20 protein-coding genes are annotated in these 22,774 nt (G+C 34.6%); 10 read left to right on the top strand and 10 right to left on the bottom strand.

The features are described from left to right. Positions 1-6: 6 nt before the first annotated feature. Positions 7-1,029 carry a glutamine synthetase beta-grasp domain-containing protein gene (locus JJL45_RS13525; protein WP_068602015.1) on the bottom strand — a complete coding sequence of 341 codons (1,023 nt, stop codon included), beginning with the start codon at positions 1,027-1,029 and terminating at the stop codon, positions 7-9. Positions 1,030-1,295: 266 nt separating this feature from the next. On the opposite strand from JJL45_RS13525, the gene JJL45_RS13520 reads away from it, so the two are divergent. From JJL45_RS13520 to JJL45_RS13490, 7 genes are all read left to right on the top strand, one after another. Further along, positions 1,296-3,482 carry a glutamine synthetase III gene (locus tag JJL45_RS13520; RefSeq protein WP_068602017.1) on the top strand — a complete coding sequence of 729 codons (2,187 nt, stop codon included), beginning with the start codon at positions 1,296-1,298 and terminating at the stop codon, positions 3,480-3,482. Between the two features lie 81 nt (positions 3,483-3,563). Beyond that, positions 3,564-4,742 carry an AIR synthase related protein gene (locus tag JJL45_RS13515; protein ID WP_068602019.1) on the top strand — a complete coding sequence of 393 codons (1,179 nt, stop codon included), beginning with the start codon at positions 3,564-3,566 and terminating at the stop codon, positions 4,740-4,742. A gap of 77 nt (positions 4,743-4,819) precedes the next feature. Then, positions 4,820-5,782: a DUF3078 domain-containing protein gene (locus JJL45_RS13510; protein WP_068602021.1), complete on the top strand. Its 963-nt coding sequence runs from the start codon at positions 4,820-4,822 to the stop codon at positions 5,780-5,782. Positions 5,783-6,123: 341 nt separating this feature from the next. Then, on the top strand, positions 6,124-8,679 hold the full coding sequence (locus JJL45_RS13505) for an adenosylcobalamin-dependent ribonucleoside-diphosphate reductase (RefSeq protein ID WP_068602023.1): 2,556 nt from the start codon (positions 6,124-6,126) through the stop codon (positions 8,677-8,679). Positions 8,680-8,841: 162 nt separating this feature from the next. After that, the gene (prfA, locus tag JJL45_RS13500) at positions 8,842-9,918 is read left to right on the top strand and encodes a peptide chain release factor 1 (protein WP_068602025.1); all 1,077 of its coding nucleotides are present in this window, start codon (positions 8,842-8,844) and stop codon (positions 9,916-9,918) included. Positions 9,919-10,009: 91 nt separating this feature from the next. Further along, positions 10,010-10,834, top strand: a complete 825-nt coding sequence (gene pyrF, locus JJL45_RS13495; protein ID WP_068602028.1) for an orotidine-5'-phosphate decarboxylase — start codon at positions 10,010-10,012, stop codon at positions 10,832-10,834. Positions 10,835-10,842: 8 nt separating this feature from the next. Continuing rightward, positions 10,843-11,646, top strand: a complete 804-nt coding sequence (locus JJL45_RS13490; RefSeq protein ID WP_068602030.1) for an ABC transporter substrate-binding protein — start codon at positions 10,843-10,845, stop codon at positions 11,644-11,646. Between the two features lie 193 nt (positions 11,647-11,839). Here JJL45_RS13490 and JJL45_RS13485 read toward each other — a convergent pair whose 3' ends face one another. The 4 genes from JJL45_RS13485 to purU all read right to left on the bottom strand — a co-directional run bounded on the left by JJL45_RS13485 (position 11,840) and on the right by purU (position 14,128). After that, positions 11,840-12,037, bottom strand: a complete 198-nt coding sequence (locus JJL45_RS13485; RefSeq protein WP_202664169.1) for a Lacal_2735 family protein — start codon at positions 12,035-12,037, stop codon at positions 11,840-11,842. Positions 12,038-12,126: 89 nt separating this feature from the next. Next, positions 12,127-12,330, bottom strand: a complete 204-nt coding sequence (locus JJL45_RS13480) for a Lacal_2735 family protein (RefSeq protein WP_067145947.1) — start codon at positions 12,328-12,330, stop codon at positions 12,127-12,129. A 172-nt stretch (positions 12,331-12,502) separates the two neighbouring features. Beyond that, a complete protein-coding gene (locus JJL45_RS13475; RefSeq protein WP_068602032.1) occupies positions 12,503-13,225 on the bottom strand; it encodes a DUF4197 domain-containing protein in 723 nt (240 codons plus the stop codon). 48 nt (positions 13,226-13,273) lie between these two features. Continuing rightward, entirely contained in the window at positions 13,274-14,128 is an 855-nt protein-coding gene (gene purU, locus JJL45_RS13470; protein WP_067145951.1) for a formyltetrahydrofolate deformylase, read from the bottom strand. A gap of 144 nt (positions 14,129-14,272) precedes the next feature. Between purU and JJL45_RS13465 the strand changes: the two genes are divergently transcribed. Beyond that, positions 14,273-17,710, top strand: coding sequence for a methylmalonyl-CoA mutase family protein (locus JJL45_RS13465; RefSeq protein ID WP_202664168.1), 3,438 nt, complete (start codon positions 14,273-14,275; stop codon positions 17,708-17,710). 434 nt (positions 17,711-18,144) lie between these two features. Here JJL45_RS13465 and JJL45_RS13460 read toward each other — a convergent pair whose 3' ends face one another. After that, positions 18,145-18,540: a hypothetical protein gene (locus tag JJL45_RS13460; protein ID WP_067145954.1), complete on the bottom strand. Its 396-nt coding sequence runs from the start codon at positions 18,538-18,540 to the stop codon at positions 18,145-18,147. 123 nt (positions 18,541-18,663) lie between these two features. On the opposite strand from JJL45_RS13460, the gene JJL45_RS13455 reads away from it, so the two are divergent. Then, on the top strand, positions 18,664-19,107 hold the full coding sequence (locus JJL45_RS13455) for an Lrp/AsnC family transcriptional regulator (RefSeq protein ID WP_067145956.1): 444 nt from the start codon (positions 18,664-18,666) through the stop codon (positions 19,105-19,107). A 48-nt stretch (positions 19,108-19,155) separates the two neighbouring features. Here JJL45_RS13455 and JJL45_RS13450 read toward each other — a convergent pair whose 3' ends face one another. Together JJL45_RS13450 and JJL45_RS13445 are read right to left on the bottom strand one after the other, a co-directional pair. After that, positions 19,156-19,539 carry a VOC family protein gene (locus JJL45_RS13450; protein ID WP_068602037.1) on the bottom strand — a complete coding sequence of 128 codons (384 nt, stop codon included), beginning with the start codon at positions 19,537-19,539 and terminating at the stop codon, positions 19,156-19,158. Between the two features lie 5 nt (positions 19,540-19,544). Continuing rightward, positions 19,545-20,522: a YpdA family putative bacillithiol disulfide reductase gene (locus JJL45_RS13445; RefSeq protein ID WP_068602039.1), complete on the bottom strand. Its 978-nt coding sequence runs from the start codon at positions 20,520-20,522 to the stop codon at positions 19,545-19,547. Between the two features lie 98 nt (positions 20,523-20,620). Between JJL45_RS13445 and JJL45_RS13440 the strand changes: the two genes are divergently transcribed. Then, positions 20,621-21,229, top strand: coding sequence for a DUF1684 domain-containing protein (locus JJL45_RS13440; protein WP_068602041.1), 609 nt, complete (start codon positions 20,621-20,623; stop codon positions 21,227-21,229). Here JJL45_RS13440 and crcB read toward each other — a convergent pair. Further along, positions 21,226-21,597 (bottom strand): fluoride efflux transporter CrcB, encoded by a 372-nt coding sequence (gene crcB, locus JJL45_RS13435; RefSeq protein WP_068602043.1) that lies wholly within the window; start codon positions 21,595-21,597, stop codon positions 21,226-21,228. The genes JJL45_RS13440 and crcB overlap by 4 nt on opposite strands. A 3-nt stretch (positions 21,598-21,600) precedes the next feature. Continuing rightward, on the bottom strand, positions 21,601-22,623 hold the full coding sequence (locus tag JJL45_RS13430) for an SRPBCC family protein (protein ID WP_068602045.1): 1,023 nt from the start codon (positions 22,621-22,623) through the stop codon (positions 21,601-21,603). Between the last annotated feature and the right edge of the window lie 151 nt (positions 22,624-22,774).

The raw sequence follows: 22,774 nt of genomic DNA, 5'->3' as shown, positions 1-22,774 counted from the left end.
TTTGAATTAAATCTTAGCTGATTTTACAGTCTTGATAATTCTTGCAGCAATTTTGTATGGATCACCGTTAGAAGCTGGTCTTCTATCTTCTAACCATCCTTTGTATCCTTTTTCTACAGCGATTAATGGAATACGGATTGAAGCACCTCTATCTGAAACTCCCCAAGAGAAATCTGTAATAGCAGCAGTTTCGTGTAAACCTGTTAAACGTTGGTCGTTAAACTCACCGTAAACAGCGATGTGCTCATCAACAACTGGACGGAAAGCTTCACAAATTTTTGCGTAAGTTTCTTTATCTCCACAAGTTCTTAATACATTGTTAGAGAAGTTAGCGTGCATACCAGAACCATTCCAATCCATATCTTTACCTAGTGGTTTTGGGTGGTACTCAATATAGTATCCGTACTTTTCAGTTAAACGGTCTAATAAATATCTAGCAATCCAAATTTCATCTCCTGCTTTCTTAGCACCTTTAGCGAATAATTGGAATTCCCATTGTCCAGAAGCAACCTCTTGGTTGATACCTTCAAAGTTTAATCCAGCGTCAATACATAAATCAGCATGCTCTTCAACTAAATCTCTACCATGAGTGTTTTTTCCACCAACTGAACAGTAGTACATACCTTGTGGAGCAGGGTAACCACCAACAGGGAATCCTAAAGGTAATTGAGTTGCTGAATCCATGATAAAGTATTCTTGCTCAAAACCAAACCAGAAATCATCATCTTCGTCATCAATAGTAGCTCTACCGTTAGAAACGTGAGGCGTACCGTCTGCATTCATAACTTCAGTCATTACTAACCATCCGTTTATGCGATCTGGATCAGGGTAGATAGCAACAGGAACAAGTAAACAATCTGAAGAACCTCCTTCAGCTTGTCTTGTAGAAGAACCGTCAAAAGACCAGTTTCCTATTTCTTCTAAAGTTCCTTGAAAGTTTTCGTGCTCTTCAACTTTGGTCTTACTTCTCATATTTTGAGTTGGGAAATACCCATCTAACCAAATGTATTCTAATTTAATTTTTGCCATAATAATTATATAATAATTGAAATATTAGTATTAATATCACAAATATAAATTTTTATGTATTTAATTGAAATTAATGGGGGTCTTTTAACGGAAGGCTGTTATATTTTTATTTATACCCTATTTTTTTAAGGTATATTTAGAAAAAAGTTGAAATATTTATTTAAATACTGAAAAAGTGTTAACAATAAATTTTAATTAAGGTACTACATTATTAATAAAAGCTAACTATTTTTGTGTTAGTATTCAATTATCAAAGTTTTAAAAAAATGTCAACACTTAGATTTCATGCTATAAAAGAATCACTGGCTTATAAACCTATCAAAATTGAAGAGGTAGAGCGAAGATCTGAAATATTTGGTAAAAATGTATTTAACATGAAAACCATGCGCCAATACTTAACGAAAGATGCTTTTGTAGGTGTTGAAAACGCGGTGCAATTTGGTAAAAAAATTGACAGAAATATAGCCGATCAAGTAGCGTCTTCTATGAAAGATTGGGCGCTAGCGAAAGGAGTAACCCACTATACCCACTGGTTTCAACCTTTAACCGGGGCAACGGCTGAAAAACACGATGCTTTCTTTGAAACCTTAGGTGATGATTTAGCTATTGAACAATTTGGGGGATCACAATTAGTACAGCAGGAACCTGATGCGTCTAGTTTTCCAAACGGCGGTATTCGAAATACTTTCGAAGCAAGAGGTTATACGGCTTGGGATCCTACTTCACCCGCATTTATTTATGGAACAACTTTATGTATTCCAACTATTTTTGTGGCCTATACCGGTGAGGCGTTGGATTATAAAACACCGTTGTTACGCGCCTTACAAGCTGTAGATACTGCAGCTACAGCCGTTTGTAAATATTTTGATAAAAATGTAAAAAAAGTAACTTCATCATTAGGGTGGGAACAAGAATATTTTTTGATCGATAAAACTCTGGCAGCTAGTCGTCCCGATATCATGTTAACAGGTAGAACATTGCTAGGACATACTTCGGCAAAAGGACAGCAATTAGACGATCACTACTTTGGATCGATACCTAATCGTGCATTAAATTTTATGCGTGAGCTAGAAACAGAATGTATGCTTTTAGGTATTCCTGTGAAAACAAGACATAATGAGGTAGCTCCAAATCAATTTGAAGTCGCGCCCATTTTCGAAGAAGCGAATTTAGCGGTAGATCATAATTCCTTATTAATGGATATTATGGGAAGAATTGCCTCTAAACATAATTTTAAAGTACTTTTTCATGAAAAGCCTTTTGCAGGAGTAAATGGCTCTGGAAAACATAATAATTGGTCTCTTTCTACTGATACAGGTGTGAACTTACTCGCGCCGGGAAAAACACCAATGAGTAGTTTACAGTTTTTAACCTTTTTTGTTAATACGATTAAAGCGGTTCATAAACACGAAGCCTTACTCCGGGCAGTGATTGCATCTGCAAGTAACGATCATCGTTTAGGTGCTAACGAAGCGCCTCCAGCGATTATTTCTGTCTTTATTGGAGAACAATTGAGAAAGGTTTTAGAAGAGCTTGAAGGCGTGACAAAAGGGAAGTTATCCCCACAGGAAAAAACAGAGCTTAAACTGAATGTGGTTGGAAAAATCCCCGATGTGTTATTAGATAATACCGATAGAAACAGAACTTCTCCATTTGCTTTTACAGGGAATAAGTTTGAATTTAGAGCTGTTGGTTCTATGGCCAACTGTGGAAACCCGATGACGGTTTTAAATACCATTGTAGCCAAGCAATTAAAAGATTTTAAGAAAGAGGTTGATGCATTAATTGACAAGAAGGATCTTAAGAAAGATGAAGCTGTTTTTAATGTATTGCGTGAATATATCAAGTCAACTAAAGATATTTTATTCGAAGGGAATAGCTACGGTGAGGCCTGGGAAGCGGAGGCTAAAAAACGTGGTTTAAGTAACAGTAAGTCGACACCAGAAGCTTTAAAAGCAAGTATCTCAAAGGAAACAGTAGCCTTGTTTAAGGAAATGAATGTGATGAGCGCTATTGAAACTAAGGCCCGTTATGAAATAGAAATTGAAGCTTATGTAATGCATAATCAAATTGAAAGTCGCGTGTTGGCAGATATTGCAAGAAATAATATTGTGCCTACAGCGGTGAAGTATCAAAATGTTCTGATAGAAAACGTAAAAGGTTTAAAAGAAATCTTTGATAAAAATTTTAAAAATGTCGCTAAGGAGCAAATAACCTTAATTGAAGAAATTTCTAGTCACATTGAAGGTATCAATTCAAACGTTACTAAAATGATTGACGAACGAAGAAGTGCAAACAAATTAATGGAAATGGATAAAAGAGCAGAAGCATACAGTAAAAAGGTGATGCCTTTCTTTGATGCCATTCGTTACCATTGTGACAAATTGGAACTTCTCGTTGACGATGAAATTTGGCCATTAACAAAATACAGAGAACTATTATTTACCAGATAGAGAGTAAAACTTATGAAATCCTGCTGTAAAAAGCGGGATTTTTTAATTCAAAGAAGTAAATTTGCAACACAATTTTATATTATGAGTCAAGAGGTTTCAAAACGATACGCACAACGTGGTGTTTCTGCGTCAAAAGAAGATGTACATAATGCTATTAAGAACATTGATAAAGGATTATTTCCTAAGGCATTTTGTAAAGTAGTTCCAGATTATTTAACAAACGATGAAGATTATTGTTTAGTAATGCATGCCGACGGAGCAGGAACAAAATCATCCTTGGCTTATATGTATTGGAAAGAAACTGGCGATATTTCAGTTTGGAAGGGTATTGCTCAAGACGCCTTGATCATGAATATCGATGATTTATTGTGCATTGGAGCTACTGATGATATTATGTTGTCTTCAACTATTGGAAGGAATAAAAATTTAATTCCAGGAGAAGTGCTTTCAGCAATTATTAACGGTACTGAAGAACTGTTAGAAGATTTAAAATCTTTTGGAGTGACTATTCATTCTACGGGAGGGGAAACTGCCGATGTTGGTGATTTAGTTCGAACCATTATTGTAGATTCAACAGTTACCGCGCGTATGAAACGTAGTGACGTGATTGATAATGCGAATATTAAAGCTGGTGATGTTATTGTTGGACTAGAAAGTTTCGGACAAGCGACTTACGAGAAGGAATATAATGGCGGTATGGGTAGTAACGGATTAACTTCTGCGCGTCATGACGTATTTCATAAATATTTAGCTGAAAAATATCCTGAAAGTTTTGATGCTTCAGTACCAGAGGATTTGGTATATTCAGGTGGTGTGAAATTAACTGATGCTGTTGAAAACGCACCGATAGATGCCGGGAAACTCGTTTTATCTCCAACACGTACTTATGCGCCAATTATTAAAAAGATTCTTTCGGAATATAATAGCGATGCCATTCATGGTATGGTGCATTGCTCAGGAGGTGCGCAAACTAAAATACTTCACTTTGTAGATGAATTTCATATTGTAAAAGATAATATGTTTCCAATTCCACCATTGTTCAAACTAATTCAAGAGCAATCAAAAACCGATTGGAAAGAAATGTATCAGGTTTTTAATTGTGGTCATCGTATGGAATTATATGTAACTCCAGGGGTAGCAGATAATATTATTGAAATTTCAAAATCTTTTAATGTTGATGCTAAGGTTATTGGCCGTGTTGAAGCTTCTCCTAATAAGAAGCTTACAATAAAATCGGAATTTGGTGAGTTTACCTATTGATTCTTTTTTTGTATACACTAAATTATGGAATAGTTGTTGATGAAATCAGGACTTGTATAATTAAATTTTAGCCTTTCATGAGAACTTCTGTCTTATTGATTACTTTATTAATGTTTAATGTTTTATCAGCACAGCCCGATTGGTTGTACATTGAAGAAGATAAAGATGATTATAAAGGACCAGAATGGGTGCAAACCAATAAAGTAGCCTTAGATATTAATGAAGCTGTTTTTGTTAATTGGAGTGAAGGGGGAACCAATTCTATTTCTGGACTGCTAGATTTTAAGAGTGTTTTGAACTACACCGATAGTTATTACGTTTGGAATAACGATGCGCATATACGTTATGGGATCAACAAGCAGCAAAAAAAAGAGGTTCGAAAAACAGATGATATATTTGAAATCAATTCAAATTTAGGGTATAAACCAGATCAGGCTTCAGAGTGGTATTATATGGCCCGACTTAATTTTAGAACGCAGTTAACAAATGGATATGCTGGGACGACAAATGACGGGGATCCTATTTCTAAATTTATGGCACCTGGTTACTTGTTTTTTGGTGGGGGAATGGAGTATAGTAAAAACAAAAAGAAGTTTTTATTGTATTTTTCACCCTTAACTTTAAAAGCCACCTTTGTGTTAGATGAGAGGTTAGCAAATGCAGGTGCATTTGGTGTGACAGGTGCGGAATTTGATGATCAAGGTAATGTGGTAGTTCCTGGAGAACAATTTCGACGTGAGGTTGGTGTGTTATTAACGAATACTTACGAGAGAAAATTAGTTAAAAACATTAATGTAAAAAATCAAATTAGTTTGTATTCAGACTATATTAATAACTTCGGAAATGTAGATGTCGATTGGAGATTAGATTTCGACTTTAAAGTAAATAGTTTTGTTCGGGCTAATTTTGGAACCCATTTGCGTTACGACGACGATGTAAAAACATTAGTGCCTTCCGATGTTGAAGGGGAGTTTGATGAAGCTGGAGCTAAAGTACAATGGAAACAGTTTTTAGGTGTTGGTGTGGCATTCGATTTTTAATTATAATTAAGTCGTTTTTATAATTGGTAAATCAAGATTGAAAGTCTTTCTTTTAATGGTGAACTATTCGGTGCTGAGAGTCAAATAGATGTGTTTTTTCGAATTTTTATTGTATATTTCCTTATAAATATTTTTCGATTTCTTTAATGTTTTGTGTTATTATTCTTTTTAAAAATTGTTAACTTTTTGTTGTTGATAAATTTTTAACACTCTTGTTTTCAGTATTTTATCGCATTTTTGTTGACAACTTTATGATTTGCGTCATGGTTTAAGTTGTATCTTTGTTTTTTATTTGTAGCACATAAAAAATATTTAATCCATCTTAATATCTCAAAACATCCATGAACGAAAAACTAACTGAAGTCCCAAAAAAAACGTATACCCAGGAAGAGGCTTTTCAAGCTTCTTTAAAGTACTTTAAAAATGATGATCTAGCTGCTCGTGTTTGGTTAAATAAATATGCTCTTAAAGATTCTGATGGGAATATTTATGAGTTAACACCAAATGATATGCACAAGCGTATTGCTAAAGAAATAGCTAGTGTAGAGTCTAAGTATCCTAATCCGTTATCGGAAAATGACATATTCGATTTAATTAAGGATTTTAAATATATCGTTCCTCAAGGGAGTCCGATGGCAGGCATCGGGAACCCTTTTCAAATAGCCTCGCTGTCTAATTGTTTTGTAATTGGAAATGACGGAGAATCTGATTCTTATGGAGGAATCATGAAAATTGATCAGGAGCAAGTACAACTTATGAAGCGTCGTGGAGGAGTTGGTCACGATTTGTCTCATATTCGTCCAAAAGGTTCTGCTGTTAAAAATTCTGCATTAACTTCTACGGGGATTGTGCCTTTTATGGAGCGTTATTCAAACTCAACAAGAGAGGTTGCTCAAGATGGTCGACGTGGTGCTTTAATGTTATCAGTTTCTATTAATCATCCCGATTCTGAAGATTTTATCAATGCTAAATTGGAACAAGGTAAAGTAACTGGTGCCAATGTATCGGTAAGAATTGATGATGAGTTTATGAAAGCGGTTAAAGCTGGTAAGGAATACACTCAAAAATATCCTATTTTTAGTGCAAACCCTAAAGTGTCAAAATCTATTGATGCTAATGCGCTTTGGAAAAAAATTGTTCATAATGCATGGAAATCTGCCGAGCCAGGCATTTTATTCTGGGATACTATAATAAATGAATCGGTGCCAGATTGTTATGCCGATTTAGGTTATAAAACGGTTTCTACTAATCCTTGTGGTGAGATTCCCTTATGTCCGTATGATTCGTGTCGTCTCTTAGCGATTAATTTGTTTTCATATGTAGAAAATCCGTTTACAAGTGCCGCGAAATTCAATTTCGAATTGTTTAAAAAACACGTCGCAGCTGCTCAACGTATTATGGATGATGTTATCGATTTAGAGCTTCTTAAAATTGATAATATTCTTAAGAAAATAGATGAAGATCCTGAACTAGATGAGGTAAAAAGAACAGAGAAAAATTTATGGTTAAACATTCAGCGTAAAGCAGAAGAAGGTCGTAGAACTGGTGTAGGGATTACTGCGGAAGGCGATATGTTAGCGGCTTTAGGTATTAAATACGGAAGTAAAGAAGGGAATGCTTTTTCACTTGAAGTACACAAAACCATTGCTATTGAGGCTTATCGAGCATCGGTGCATTTGGCAAAAGAGCGTGGAGCCTTTGGAATTTTTGATATTGAACGCGAGAAAAATAATCCATTCATTAAACGACTAAAAGAAGCCGATGATAAATTGTATTATGAAATGCTTGAATATGGTCGTCGTAATATTGCTTTATTAACGATTGCCCCAACAGGAACCACGAGTTTAATGACGCAAACAACCTCTGGGATCGAACCTGTATTTATGCCGGTTTATAAAAGAAGAAGAAAGGTAAACCCTAATGATAAAGATGTTCGTGTAGATTTTGTAGATGAAGTAGGGGATTCATGGGAAGAATATGTGGTTTTTCATCACCGTTTTAAACAATGGATGGAAGTTAATGGTATGGATACTACTGTTAATTATTCTCAAGATGAAATTAACGAGTTAATCAAAAAATCGCCTTATTACGGAGCAACTTCAAATGATGTTGATTGGTTGAGTAAGGTGAGTATGCAAGGTGCTATTCAAAAATGGGTAGATCACTCGATTAGTGTAACCATTAATTTACCAAACGATGTTTCGGAAGATTTAGTAGGCGACCTGTATTTAAAAGCATGGGAAGTTGGATGTAAGGGTGTAACAGTTTATAGAGATGGTTCTCGTTCTGGAGTTTTAATTTCTAATGATGAAAAGAAGAAGGAAGAAACCGAAGAAACCTTAACAGCATTTCCTACCAAGCGACCACAGTCTTTAGAGGCTGATGTAGTTCGTTTTCAAAATAGTAAAGAGAAGTGGATTGCTTTTATTGGGATTATTGACGGGAAGCCTTACGAGGTTTTTACAGGTCTTGCCGATGATGAGGATGGTATTTTAATTCCGCGTTGGGTAAACAAAGGAGTTATTATAAAAAACAGAGGTGAAGATGGGGTGCGACGTTACGATTTCCAGTACAAAAACACAAGAGGTTATAAAACAACTATTGAAGGGTTATCTCATAAGTTTAATCCTGAATTTTGGAATTATGCTAAGTTGATTTCGAGTACTTTACGTCATGGTATGCCTATCGATAAAATTGTAGATTTAATTAACAGTTTACAATTGGATAGCGAGTCTATCAACACCTGGAAAAATGGTGTGGTGCGTGCCTTAAAACGTTATGTTGAAGATGGTACTAAAGCTAAAGGACAGAAATGTGATGCTTGTAAGTCTACAAACTTAATTTATCAAGAAGGTTGCTTGACTTGTAAAGATTGTGGTTCTTCTAAATGCGGATAGAATAATTTACTGTATAAAGTATTTTAATAAAGAAGAAAAGGAGGTTGTTTTATTAACTACCTCCTTTTTTGTTCCATGAAATCGACATAAATTTTAACCCTATTTCAAGGCATTGAAAATTGATAAATTATCGTATTTTTGACATCCAATTAAAAAAGGCAGATGTTAGAGAAATTACAAATAGTAAAGCAGCGTTTTGATGAGGTTAGTGATTTAATCATTCAACCTGATATTATTGCAGATCAAAAACGTTATGTCGAGTTAAATCGAGAATATAAAGATTTACGTATCCTTATGGGGAAACGTGAGGAATACATTGAGTTTACCAATAATCTAGCTGAAGCTGAAGAAATAATCGCCGATGGTAGTGATGCCGAAATGGTTGAAATGGCTAGATTACAGTACGATGAAGCAAAAGAAGGGATTCCAAAACTAGAGGAAGAAATTAAAGTGCTTTTAATACCTAAAGATCCTCAAGATACTAAAAATGCAGTAGTTGAATTACGTGCTGGAACAGGTGGTGATGAAGCGAGTATTTTTGCTGGTGACTTATTTAGAATGTATACAAAATATTGTGAAAGCAAAGGTTGGAAGGTTGATACTGTAGATTTTAGTGAAGGTACCAATGGCGGATTTAAAGAAATTCAATTTGAAGTTTCTGGTGAAGATGTTTACGGAACTTTAAAATTTGAAGCAGGTGTTCACCGTGTACAACGTGTACCACAAACAGAAACACAAGGTCGAGTACATACTTCGGCAGCAACAGTAATGGTTTTCCCTGAAGCTGAAGAATTTGATGTTGAAATTAATCCTAAGGATGTTCGTATCGACTTTTTCTGTTCATCGGGACCTGGTGGACAGTCTGTAAATACGACTTATTCAGCTGTGCGTTTAACCCATATTCCAACAGGATTGGTAGCACAGTGTCAAGATCAAAAATCTCAGCATAAAAATAAAGAGAAAGCTTTTAAAGTATTACGTTCGCGTTTATACGATTTAGAGTTGGCTAAAAAAATGGAAGAAGATGCCGCTTTACGTGGTACCATGGTAACTAGTGGTGATAGAAGTGCTAAAATTAGGACTTATAATTATCCTCAAGGTCGTGTTACCGATCATAGAATTGGTTTAACACTTTACGATTTATCGAATATTGTTAATGGTGATATTCAAAAAATTATTGATGAATTACAACTTGCTGAAAACACCGAAAAGTTAAAGGCAAATAGTGATCAAATTTAGTGTAACCTCATACCATAAAAATTAATATTGTACGCTGTGTTTCTTGACGAAGTCCTTGTGAAACGCAGCGTATCTGTTCTAAATAAAAGTCATGACAACAAGTCAACTTATTCAGGAAATTAAAAGAAAGAAATCCTTTTTATGTATAGGATTGGATGTCGATTTAAATAAAATTCCGAAGCACCTTTTGGAAGAAGAAGATCCGATTTTTGCATTCAACAAAGCTATAATCGATGCCACCCATCATTTGTGTGTAGCCTACAAACCCAATACGGCTTTTTATGAAGCTTACGGATTAAAAGGTTGGAAAGCTTTAGAAAAAACGATCAATTATTTAAATGAACACCATCCTGAAATCTTTACAATTGCCGATGCTAAACGTGGCGATATCGGGAATACGAGTACAATGTATGCCAAGGCTTTTTTCGAAGACTTAGCTTTCGATTCGGTAACCGTAGCACCTTATATGGGGAAAGATTCCGTAGAACCTTTTTTAGCTTTTGATAATAAGCATACCATTCTTTTGGCTTTGACATCCAACCAAGGGGCGTTTGATTTTCAAACCAAAACCGTAGAAGGTAAAGAGGTTTACAAACAGGTGTTAGAAACTTCAAAAACCTGGGTAAATTCAGATAACTTGATGTACGTGGTTGGAGCTACTAAAGCTGAATATTTAGCAGATATCAGAAAAATTATTCCAAACAGTTTCTTATTAGTGCCAGGAGTTGGAGCTCAAGGCGGAAATTTACAGGACGTTTGTAAATACGGTATGAATGACACTGTGGGGTTACTTATAAACTCTTCAAGAGGGATTATTTATGCCTCAAACGATACTGACTTTGCAGCATCAGCAGCCCAAAAATCTGAAGAACTTCAAAAGGAAATGGCCGATATTCTGGACGCATCATCATTTTAAATGATGTCATGGAGTTAAAAGACCAACTGCATAGAGTAATTTCTTTAGAAACTGTTCCGAAGCGAATCATTTCATTAGTGCCTAGTCAAACCGAATTACTTTGTGATTTAGGTATGGAGGATGCATTGGTGGGAATAACCAAATTTTGTATTCACCCAAAAGAGCTGCGTAAAAAGGTTACTGTTGTTGGGGGGACGAAGCAAATTCATCTGGATAAAATCAAGACACTAAATCCGGATATTATTCTTTGTAATAAAGAGGAGAATACTAAGGAAATTGTAGAAGCTTGTGAAGGTGTTTGCCTGGTACATGTGTCCGATATCTATAATTTAGAAGATAGCTTAAATTTAATCGCACAATATGGCGCGCTATTTAATTGCAAATTAAAAGCGGAAAAAATTGTTGAAACTATTAAAGCAGAGTTTAATGAATTTCAAGACTTTGTGAAGGATAAGCCTGTTGTTTCAGTTGCTTATTTTATTTGGAAATCTCCTTGGATGGCAGCCGCAAATCATACATTTATAAACTATATATTGAATATAAATAAGTTTGAAAACGTATTCGGTCACTTAGAAAGATATCCTGAAATAGAACCTAATAAATTAGATACAGTTGTAGCGCCTGAATTTGTCTTGTTATCCTCAGAGCCTTTTCCTTTTAAGGAAATTCATAAGAATGAGGCACAAGAAATTTTTCCCAAAAGTAAAGCTATACTTGTAGATGGGGAAATGTTTTCTTGGTATGGATCAAGGCTCATGGCGGCGTTTAAGTATTTTAAAACGCTCCGTTTAAATCTTCATACTCAACTTTAGTAGTGTCTTCTACAAAGTTTGCAATTCTATTTTCTAATTGTTTTAAGCTGATTAATTTATTCAAATTAGGCTTAATTTTTCCTACGCGACAAAAGTGAGGGTTCATAACGTTCTGTTTTTTTTGTTTATATAAAGTACGTGATAATAGGCTGTATAGATGTTTATATAAGGTTAAAATAACGATAAATAAAAATTATATCTTACAGTATATCAATTGATTTGAGTTTAAAAACCTTAAACCGTTTAATTCGTTAAGCAATTTAATGGCTTTGAATTCTAGAATGTCACTCAGAGCAGAGTCGATTTGTCTAAAATTATACGCTTGTTCCATAAGCTGTTTGTAAGTGCTTAATAGTTTCGCTTGTTGTGTTTTTATATATGACGTATTCATAATTGTTAAATTTTTAATTATAGATCAATGCATGAGCAATTTTAATGCCTCATACATTTTTAAAAAGTTAAATAAATGGTAATTAAATATTAGATTACTGATTGCTGCTGTTCTCGGTCTCGGTATAGATATTTTAATCGGTTGAGTTTGTTTAGCAGTTTTATAGCGCGATATTCTGAAATATCACTAAGTTCTGAATCGGTTTGTCGGAAATTATACGCCTGCTCTACAAGAGCTTTGTAGTCTCTGTGGAGTTTATCTTGATGAAGTTTTATGGCGTCTAATCGTTTCATTCTTGTTCCTTGATTAACAGGAATTTAAATATACATATTTTTTGTTTAAATTTTAAAAAACGGACTAAAAAATTAAATCAATTTTAACTAAAAGATTAAGCGCACAAAAAAACCGAATGAAGTTTCATCCGGTTTTAAATTTTTTAAGGGTAATATAGGTGATAAAAACCCTTTAGTCTTGTAAAGCAAATACCTTCTTTAATAAGTCTGTAGTTCTAGACGAGTATTGCGTTCTAATTTCTTTTTCCTCAACCTCAATCATCGTGAAAACACCTTTTAAAGCTTCTTCTGTCACGTAGTCAGTTAAATCGGGGTTAACATCATCTGTAAAAGGAATACTGTTGTATTTGCTAATTAAATTAGACCAAATTTTATCAGCGCCTACTTTGCTAAAGGAGTTTTTAATCACCGGATTAAATTTATTATACAACGAGGTTTCTGTTTTTGAACTTAAGTATTGTGTTGCGGCATTATCGCTTCCAACTAATATACTTTTAGCATCATTAAATGTAATACCTTTTACGGCATCGACAAAAATGGGGGTTGCTTCCTTAACGGCATCTTCAGCAGCACGGTTAAGCACTTTTAAGCCTTCATCAGCGAGGCTTCCTAATCCTATTTTTCTTAAACCATCATCAACCTTCTGTAATTCTTTTGGTAATAAAATTTTAACCATGTCATTTCCGTAGAAACCATTAGTTTGCGTAAGTTTTGATACTTGCTTATCGATACCTAAATCTAAAGCTTGTCTTAAACCGGCAGCGATATCAGCATTTCCAATAGTGCTGTTTGGAATATTGGTTTGTGTTTGAGGTAATTGCTTGGCTACTTCGTGTAACTCGGCACAAGCAGTTAGGTTAAGTAGTAAGGTAATGGCTAAAAATTTGCGTATCATATGGGGTTTATTGTTTTAATAATATTGAATTGTTGTTTTTAAATGCGATTAGGTGAAAATTACAGTCTTATTATTATAAACCATTACTTTTCTGTTAGCATGTAGTTTTACGGCGTTAGCAAGAACCACTTTTTCTAAATCACGGCCCTTAGCTATAAGGTCGGAAATGGCATGTGTATGAGATACACGGGTGACATCCTGTTCAATAATAGGTCCGGCATCTAATTCTTCTGTGACATAATGGCTGGTAGCACCTATAATTTTAACACCTCGTTTGTATGCAGAATGGTAAGGTTTAGCACCAATAAACGCAGGTAAAAACGAATGGTGAATGTTTATAATTTTATTTTGGTATTGATTGATCAGTTTGTCAGATACAATTTGCATATATCTGGCCAATACGATAAAGTCTATTTTATGTTCTAAAAGTAACTCCAATTGTTTGTCTTCAGCCTCCTTTTTGGTGTCTTTGGTTACTGGGATATGGTAGAAAGGAATGTTAAAGTTTTTAGCGATATGCTCTAAATCGGTGTGATTACTTATAATAAAAGGTATTTCTAGATTGAGCTCGCCAGAGTTATATCTTCCTAATAAATCATATAAACAATGGTCGTATTTTGATATAAATAAGGCCATTTTAGGCTTTTTCTCAGAAGAATAAATGCGCCATTTCATTTTAAAAGTTTCTGCTAGCTCACTTTTGAAATCAGTTTTAAAGTCTATTGTAGAAAAACTATCCGAAACAAATTCACTTTCCAAACGCATAAAGAAAATATCTTGTTCTCGATCGACATATTGGTCTATGTAAACGATGTTTCCGCCTTTATTTGCAATAAAGTTGGTGATTGAGGCAATGATATTTGGTTTGTCTTTACAATGTATTAATATGGTTATCTTATTCATTAGAATTCAAGCTTTAATGCTCAAAATTAGGTTAAAATTATAAAAGACTAAACTTAGAATATAGTTTTAGATAATATCAAGTAAATGGTTTAAATTTTTGAATATTTCGTAAATTGCCGGACTTAATTAAGAGAATATTTACGAATGAATCAGCAAGCAATATATAAGCCAAATAATAAAATTAGAATCGTAACCGCAGCCTCCCTTTTCGACGGTCATGATGCCTCAATAAACGTGATGCGTCGAATCATTCAAGCCACTGGTGTTGAGGTGATTCACCTAGGTCATGATAGAAGTGTTGAAGAGGTGGTTAATACAGCCATTCAAGAAGATGTGAATGCTATTTGTTTAACCTCATATCAAGGTGGTCATAACGAATATTTTAAATATATGTTCGACCTTTTAAAGGAAAAAGGTGCTGGACATATCAAGATTTTTGGCGGCGGTGGCGGCGTTATCTTACCTTCAGAAATTAAAGACTTAATGGATTATGGCATCACCCGTATTTATTCACCTGATGATGGCCGTGAAATGGGACTTCAAGGAATGATAAACGATTTGGTGCAGCAATCTGATTTTGCGATTGGGGATACCCTTGATATAGATTTAGAGGTTATTCAGAGTAAATCGGTTAAAGATATCGCTCGTGTAATTTCTTCCGCTGAAAATTTTCCAGAAACAGCCAAAGCTACTTTAGATAAGATACATTCTAAAAATAAAACTTCAAAAACACCAGTTCTCGGAATTACCGGTACTGGAGGTGCCGGAAAGTCTAGTTTGGTTGATGAATTGGTTCGTCGCTATTTAATGGATTTCCCTAATAAAACCGTAGGTATCATATCGGTCGATCCTTCTAAACGTAAAACTGGTGGTGCGCTTCTAGGAGATCGTATTAGAATGAATGCCATAAATAATGAGCGTGTTTACATGCGTAGTTTAGCTACAAGACAGTCAAATCTGGCACTTTCTAAGCACGTAAATGAAGCCATTGAGGTCTTAAAAGCAGCCAATTATGATCTAATTATTTTAGAAACTTCGGGAATCGGACAATCAGATACCGAAATAATTGAACATTCCGATGTGTCACTTTATGTGATGACACCCGAATTTGGTGCGGCCACACAGTTAGAAAAAATTGATATGCTAGATTTTGCCAATTTAGTAGCCATAAATAAATTCGATAAAAGAGGCGCTTTAGATGCTTTACGTGATGTGAAAAAGCAATACATGCGTAATAATTTGCTGTGGGAGACACCTCAAGAAGATTTACCTGTTTTTGGAACGATTGCTTCACAGTTTAATGACCCTGGTATGAATACGTTATATCAGGCTGTTATTAATAAATTGGTTGAAAAAACAGAAGCTGATTTAAAATCTAACCTGGTGGAATCTCTAGGTGAAAGTGAGAAAATTTTTGTAATTCCGCCTGCTAGAACCCGTTATTTATCTGAAATATCTGAAAATAATAGAGCCTATGATAAAAAGGCTAATGAGCAAGTTGACATAGCTCAAAAACTCTACGGGATCTTTAAAACGATTTGTACAGTAGTTGATGTTAATGAGAAAGTAGATGAATTAACTTTTATAGGAAAGTTAGGCCTCGAAGAAGACACTATTTTAAAAAGCTCCTCTGAAGATAACGGTGATTTTGTAAAATTACTAATAGCCGAATTTGATCGTGTGAAAATGAATTTAGATCCGTTCAATTGGGAGATCCTAACGGGGTGGGATGCTAAAGTGAATAAGTACAAAAACCCGATTTATAGTTTCAAGGTTCGTGATAAAGAAATTAAAATTGAAACACACACCAAATCCCTTTCACATACTCAAATACCAAAAGTGGCATTTCCAAAGTATCAAGCTTGGGGTGACATACTTCGTTGGTGTTTGCAAGAAAACGTTCCAGGAGAGTTTCCTTTTACTTCTGGATTGTATCCTTTTAAAAGAAAAGGGGAAGACCCAGCCCGTATGTTTGCAGGCGAAGGAAGTCCAGAGCGTACCAATAAACGTTTTCATTATGTAAGTCAGGGTATGCCAGCAAAGCGCTTGTCTACGGCTTTTGATAGTGTAACACTTTATGGAAACGACCCCGATATTAGACCTGATATTTATGGTAAAATTGGTAATGCAGGCGTTTCAATTTGCTGTTTAGATGATGCTAAAAAGTTGTATTCTGGTTTCAATTTGGCCGATGCTATGACCTCTGTGAGTATGACTATAAATGGTCCGGCGCCCATGTTGTTAGGGTATTTTATGAATGCAGCCATAGATCAGCAATGTGAAATTTACATCAAAGAAAATGGTTTAGAAGATGCTGTTGAAGCGAAATTAGCGGAATTATATAAAAATGGAGCTCGTCCTAAATACAACGGTACCCTCCCCGAAGGGAATGATGGTTTAGGTTTGATGCTTTTAGGGGTAACAGGTGATCAGGTTTTACCTAAAGATGTGTATAATTCTATTAAAGCCAATACCATTGCTCAAGTTCGAGGCACTGTACAAGCTGATATTTTAAAGGAAGATCAAGCGCAAAATACGTGCATTTTCTCAACCGAATTCGCTTTGCGTTTAATGGGCGATGTTCAAGAGTATTTTATAGAGAATAACGTTCGAAATTTTTATTCGGTGTCTATTTCAGGCTATCATATCGCAGAAGCTGGAGCCAATCCTATTACGCAACTGGCATTGACCTTATCCAACGGCTTTACTTATGTAGAGTATTATTTAAGCCGCGGTATGGATATCAATAAATTTGGTCCCAATTTATCCTTCTTTTTCTCCAATGGTATCGATCCAGAATATGCTGTTATTGGTCGTGTAGCTCGTAAAATATGGGCTAAAGCCATGAAGCATAAGTATGGCGCTAATGAAAGAGCTCAAATGCTTAAATATCATATTCAAACTTCAGGACGTAGTTTACATGCTCAGGAAATTGATTTTAACGACATCCGAACCACACTTCAAGCCCTTTATGCGATTTATGATAACTGTAATTCGTTACATACCAATGCTTACGATGAAGCTATTACAACACCAACTGAAGAGTCTGTGCGTCGTGCCATGGCCATCCAACTTATAATTAATAAAGAGCTTGGTTTGGCTAAAAATGAAAATCCAATTCAAGGATCTTTTATTATTGAAGAATTAACCGATTTAGTAGAAGAAGCGGTACTTGTTGAGTTTGATAGAATAAATGAACGAGGTGGCGTTTTAGGAGCTATGGAAACCATGTACCAACGTAGTAAAATTCAAGAAGAAAGTTTGTATTACGAAACGTTAAAACATAATGGTGATTTCCCCATTATTGGTGTGAATACTTTTTTAAGCAGTAAAGGGTCACCAACAGTTTTACCGGCAGAAGTTATTCGTGCTACCGAAGAAGAAAAACAACTTCAAATTAAAACGTTGAAGAACTTGCATGAAACTCATAACACCACCGATTTGTTAAAGGATTTACAGCTAAAGGCCGTTCAAAACGAGAATATTTTTGATGCGCTTATGGAAGTATGTAAAGTTTGTTCTTTAGGAGAAATTACTGAAGCCTTATTTGAAGTCGGTGGGCAGTACAGACGAAACATGTAGTTTTTTATTTTATATGTTTTTTAATGCCTTATAATCAGTTAAATACAAAAGTCATTTCAACCTTATTTTTGACATTATAATACAAGTTATAGGAATTTAATAACGCTTAATCTAAAAATTAGGCGTTATTTTTTTGCTTTAACTATCTAAGTGTAAATTAATCTTCTAGAGCTATTTATTTAGTATTGTTTAACCCTAAAAACAATTTTATACTATGGAATGTACCCTCAAATACAAGTTTAAAAGGCGTTCAAAAAACTATTTAGATTGGTTATTTTATACGGTCAAATCAGAAAAATATCACTTAACTGAAGGCCATGTCTTAAATACGAAAACAAAGTTTATCGCGTGATAGCATTACGATGAACATGAAAAAACGCTCAAGAAATTTAAATTTTTTGAGCGTTTTTTATATAACCTAGAGGGGTTAAGTTCTATAATGTAAGCATCCAAGTACTTTGTAGTTTTTTAAATTTTTTTAATTCACTTCTTAAAATTGGTAAAAAATCTTTTCCGTTACTGTTAGAACGCTCTAATCGATATGAATTTTTATAAAGCTTATTGGTTAATTTTCTTAAAGATTCAATATGCTTATATCTGCGTTCTGAATGTCTTTGTAATTCTGCGTTTAGAATTTCTGGAGCTAATGAAACAGATTGTTGAATAATATCTCCAGAAAAATAAATATGATGGCTTTCGCTACCGTCTTGATTTAGAGAAGATAAGTCGCTGTTTAAGTAGGAAGAAATGCTTTGAGACAGGGTGAAAATCTCCAAAGCTTTCTGATAAATCGGTAATTCCGATAGATTTAGTGGGGTATTAGACGACATAATTATTTGTTTCTTAGCATTTATTCAAAATTACTCACAACGCAGGAGAATCAACTTTAATAGTTAAGGTAAAATTGTATATTTGCTTTAATTATTAATTAATTAGTGTTAAAATTCCTTTGAATGGTAGTTGATAGTCTGAACCGAAAAATTTTGAAATGTTTACAGGAAAACGCAAGGCTTTCTAATGCTGAAATTGGTAGGCAAGTTGGTATAAGTTCGCCTGCTGTTTCCGAGCGCATCAAAAAAATGGAAGATCTGGGAATAATTGAAGGCTATAAAACTATAGTTTCACCTTTTGAAATCGGTTACCAGCTAAAGGCCATTATCACCTTGAGAGCATTTATGGGGAAATTAAGACCGTTTTTAGATAAAGTAAAAACCTATGATGAGGTAATCAATTGTTACCGAATTACGGGAGATGAAAATATAGTGATGGAAGTGGTTTTAAAAAATCAAAAGCACTTAGAGACTTTTATCGATCAATTAATTACTTATGGTGAATCTAAAACTCAAATTGTATTGTCAAATGTGGTAAAGCAAAAAGAAGTGACGCCTATAAAGTAATAGTAGTGGTAGAAGTAATTTAAATAAACTTATAAAAGTTCTTTTAAATTACTCCGATGCTAAACGCCAAGGTGGGTTTTTCCTATTTTTCCCAGCATAATATAAAATAATCCGGTTACCGTCTGGGTCCTTAAGTTGAGCTTCTCTCCATAGCCAAGACTTATCTGTTGGTAGTTGCTCAAACACGATGCCTTTATCCCTTAATTGTTTTACAGCCTCATCGAGGTTTTTTTCTTCAAAATAAACCGTAATTCCAAAGCCATCAGATAGGTTTTCAACTTCGTGTATTGAGAATGTAGCATCGCCATCAGGACATTCAAATCTAGCGTATTTCGAATGCGTGAAAACAATCAGTTTTAAGCCTAAAGCTTTATAAAATTCTACCGATTTTTCGACATTTAAAGAGGGTACAGTAACTTGATTTAGGTTCATAAGTTTTATAAAGATTGGGTCTCAAGATGTTCTGCGATGCGTTTGGCGTGTATTCTAGAATTTTCTATAAACCATTTATGGGTTTCATTTCCTCCACAAACTACGCCAGCTAAATAGAGTCCTTCAACGTTTGAAACCATGGTTTCAGGATCATAATAAGGAATGTTTTTTTCGTCTTTTGAAAGCTTTACACCACTACTTTCTAATAGTTTAAAATTAGGGAGGTATCCTGTCAATGCGATTACAAAATCATTAGGAATGGTTTCTTCTCCGTTTTTAGTAGAGATAACCACTTCTCGGTCTTTTATTTCTTTGATATTAGCATTGAAATATGCTTTAATGCTGCCTTCTTCAATTCTGTTAATTATATCTGGACGCACCCAATATTTCACGCGTTCCCCAATGCTTTCTCCTCGAACAACCATGGTTACTCGTCCGCCTTTACGCCAAATTTCTAATGCAGCATCGACAGCCGAATTGCTCGCACCAACAACAAGGACATCTTGAAGCGCATATTGATGTGCTTCATTATAATAATGGGTGACTTTATTAAGATTTTCCCCAGGAACATCAAGCATTTTTGGAATGTCATAAAACCCCGTACTAACTATGGTGTATTTAGAGGAATACGTAGATTTATCTGTTTTTATGATGAAACCTCCAGCCGTTGTTTTTTCAATGGCAAGGACCGTTTCAAACAAATGTATGTTTAATTGATTTGAGGTAGTAACTCTTCTGTAGTACTCTAAAGCTTCATCTCGATTCGGTTTTGGATTATTACTGATAAACGGAATCTCATCAATTTCAAGTTTTTCAGAAGTTGAAAAAAATGTCATGTTTTTAGGGTAATTAAACAACGAATTGGTTAAAGTACCTTTTTCAATAATAACATAATTCCAACCTCTTTTTTTGCATTCCAATGCACAAGCAATCCCTATGGGACCACCACCAACAATAATAATATCAAATTGATTTTCTTTCAAAATAACCGTTTTTTCAATGCTTTTAAAGTATCAAAACTATTTAAAACATTTGTAAATTGTATTTTTGAAAGGATAAAATTTAGAAATATTATAGCCCCATGAAGAAAATAAAAATGATTTTTGTCCTGGTTTTCGTCTTATTTGCAAGTTGCACTCAGAAGATGCGCCCCATTAAAGGAGACACGCCTTATCAAAGGCAACAAAATGCCGATTTCAAGGATGCATCCAAATCACCGTTAAAACCAAGTGATCTTAAAGTTTTTAAAGGACTTGATTTTTTTAAGCACGATTCTACATATATGGTTCACGCTAAATTAGAGCGCACCCCAGATACTAAATGGTTTAAAATGAAAACGACTACAGATCGCCTTTCAGAAGAGCGTGTTTATGGGGTTTTATCTTTTCAATTAAAAGGAGAATCATTTAAGTTAAAGGTATATCAAGGGAAGGAACTCATGACTCAAGAAGGATTTGAGGATTATTTGTTTTTACCTTTTTTAGATGAAACTAATGGTTTTGAGTCTTATGGAGGTGGGCGTTATATCGATGTTAGGATTCCTAAAAGTGATTCCTTAATAATAGATTTCAATAAAGCCTATAATCCATATTGCGCCTATAATGAGGCTTATTCTTGTCCGATTGTTCCAAGAGAAAATTATCTAAAAACTAGAGTCGAAGCGGGAGTTAAAGCTTTTAAAAAGGATTAAAAATTTTTTGCTAAAAAGATTCCAAGAAAAACGGCGCATAAACCTACTATAAAACTCATAGTCGTGTAAATAGCGAAAGTTAGAAAATCTCCTGATTTTAAGAAGACATGATTTTCATGAGCAAAAGTTGAAAAAGTTGTAAATCCGCCACAAAAACCAGTCGCTAATAGTAGCGAGTGTTGCTGACTGAAAGCGTTATTTTTTGTTGCTAAGCCTAAAAAGAATCCGATTAATAAGCTTCCCATAACATTGGCTGCGAATGTGCCGTACGGAATACTTGTATCTAAATTATTTAGGTATTTACCAATTAGAAACCTGAGTACACTTCCTAAACCACCACCAATAAAAACAAGTAAGAGGTTTTTCATAATTTACTTAACAGCGATGTAGATTTCTGTAATCCACTCAGCAGGGTTTTCTGTAGAGCTAGGATCGGTGATGTATGTTTCAAGCATCGGGCCGCTTTCAGCAAATTCTAAACCGTTGTTATGAATGTATTTCATAGCTGTGTCCCAAGCTTCTTTTAAGTTATCGTAGTTGCCTTTTAATGTCGTTTTAACAGCTTTGAACGGCTCCATTTGACCAGTTAGAATATTGTCTTCTGTGGTTATAACTCTTTCTGTAGTTGGAATACAACAAGAAAAGATAGCGGCGTTATTTGCAACATCCCATTTAAGATAATGTACAAAAGGCGCACCAGCCATTTTGATGTGGTGTTGCTTAGCAAAGGCACTAACTTTAGGCATCATGTCTTGCATTTTTCTTGATATTTCAGAAATCTTACATGACGTTGTATTGTAGATGTAAAAACCGCCACCATGTTCTGTAATACCATTTACGGTAACGCTATATTTTTGCATATCGGCTGTAACAATACTATCTAATTTGAAAAGTCCACGTTCGAAATCCGGAGAGGTATTTTCTTCAATAGAACCCGCAAAAATGGTATACATTTTCGTCATAAAATCTTGTTCCCCTTGCATAGCCCAAGTTACTTTTGTGCCTTCTTCTGTATTTTCAAATGTCCAATTAATATCAGATTGAGATTTAAAAGGTTTAACGAAAGTTATTTTTTGTGAAATGGCTTTATTTTTATCAACCGACAGTGTTTTCATTTTGCCTTCACCTAAAACCTCTCCAGACCAAGAATATCCACCATCAACACCAGCTGTTTTATCTTCGTAAGTAAGCGTGGCATCAGGCTCGTGTTCTATCCAAGGCGAAAACTCTGGCCAATGTTTATAGTCGTTTACTTTATTATACAGTAGAGAAGCAGGGGCTTTAATCGTTCTACTTCTACTAAAACTAAACTCATTAGGCTGCACAGCAATATACATTGCGGTCCCAATAAAAATAATTAATAAGAGTAGAAGAATGTATTTAAGCGCTTTCATTATACTGGTGGTTTTAAGTAAAATTTATAAATCAAAGATACTCATTTTAATTTTTTACTTTATAAATTCTTATTTTCGCGTGAAATTGATTAGTCTTTTAGGGGTGAAAACTCTAAAAGGATTTTAATATACTGTTGTTTCTTTTAAAATG

It is taken from the genome of Tamlana sp. s12, from assembly GCF_016767215.1.
Taxonomy (GTDB): domain Bacteria; phylum Bacteroidota; class Bacteroidia; order Flavobacteriales; family Flavobacteriaceae; genus Pseudotamlana; species Pseudotamlana agarivorans.
Note: the sequence above shows the minus strand (reverse complement) of the source record. Positions and strands in the feature narration are given on the sequence as shown.

Bases quoted from the DNA above. Each gene is read 5' to 3' on its own strand.
- prfA (WP_068602025.1), top strand. From the start codon at position 8,842: ATGTTAGAGAAATTACAAATAGTAAAGCAGCGTTTTGATGAGGTTAGT.
- JJL45_RS13455 (WP_067145956.1), top strand. From the start codon at position 18,664: ATGGTAGTTGATAGTCTGAACCGAAAAATTTTGAAATGTTTACAGGAA.
- JJL45_RS13450 (WP_068602037.1), bottom strand. From the start codon at position 19,539: ATGAACCTAAATCAAGTTACTGTACCCTCTTTAAATGTCGAAAAATCG.
- JJL45_RS13460 (WP_067145954.1), bottom strand. From the start codon at position 18,540: ATGTCGTCTAATACCCCACTAAATCTATCGGAATTACCGATTTATCAG.
- JJL45_RS13465 (WP_202664168.1), top strand. From the start codon at position 14,273: ATGAATCAGCAAGCAATATATAAGCCAAATAATAAAATTAGAATCGTA.
- JJL45_RS13520 (WP_068602017.1), top strand. From the start codon at position 1,296: ATGTCAACACTTAGATTTCATGCTATAAAAGAATCACTGGCTTATAAA.
- JJL45_RS13480 (WP_067145947.1), bottom strand. From the start codon at position 12,330: ATGAAACGATTAGACGCCATAAAACTTCATCAAGATAAACTCCACAGA.
- JJL45_RS13490 (WP_068602030.1), top strand. From the start codon at position 10,843: ATGGAGTTAAAAGACCAACTGCATAGAGTAATTTCTTTAGAAACTGTT.
- JJL45_RS13430 (WP_068602045.1), bottom strand. From the start codon at position 22,623: ATGAAAGCGCTTAAATACATTCTTCTACTCTTATTAATTATTTTTATT.
- pyrF (WP_068602028.1), top strand. From the start codon at position 10,010: ATGACAACAAGTCAACTTATTCAGGAAATTAAAAGAAAGAAATCCTTT.
- JJL45_RS13485 (WP_202664169.1), bottom strand. From the start codon at position 12,037: ATGAATACGTCATATATAAAAACACAACAAGCGAAACTATTAAGCACT.
- JJL45_RS13510 (WP_068602021.1), top strand. From the start codon at position 4,820: ATGAGAACTTCTGTCTTATTGATTACTTTATTAATGTTTAATGTTTTA.
- crcB (WP_068602043.1), bottom strand. From the start codon at position 21,597: ATGAAAAACCTCTTACTTGTTTTTATTGGTGGTGGTTTAGGAAGTGTA.
- JJL45_RS13515 (WP_068602019.1), top strand. From the start codon at position 3,564: ATGAGTCAAGAGGTTTCAAAACGATACGCACAACGTGGTGTTTCTGCG.
- JJL45_RS13505 (WP_068602023.1), top strand. From the start codon at position 6,124: ATGAACGAAAAACTAACTGAAGTCCCAAAAAAAACGTATACCCAGGAA.
- JJL45_RS13440 (WP_068602041.1), top strand. From the start codon at position 20,621: ATGAAGAAAATAAAAATGATTTTTGTCCTGGTTTTCGTCTTATTTGCA.
- JJL45_RS13525 (WP_068602015.1), bottom strand. From the start codon at position 1,029: ATGGCAAAAATTAAATTAGAATACATTTGGTTAGATGGGTATTTCCCA.
- JJL45_RS13475 (WP_068602032.1), bottom strand. From the start codon at position 13,225: ATGATACGCAAATTTTTAGCCATTACCTTACTACTTAACCTAACTGCT.
- purU (WP_067145951.1), bottom strand. From the start codon at position 14,128: ATGAATAAGATAACCATATTAATACATTGTAAAGACAAACCAAATATC.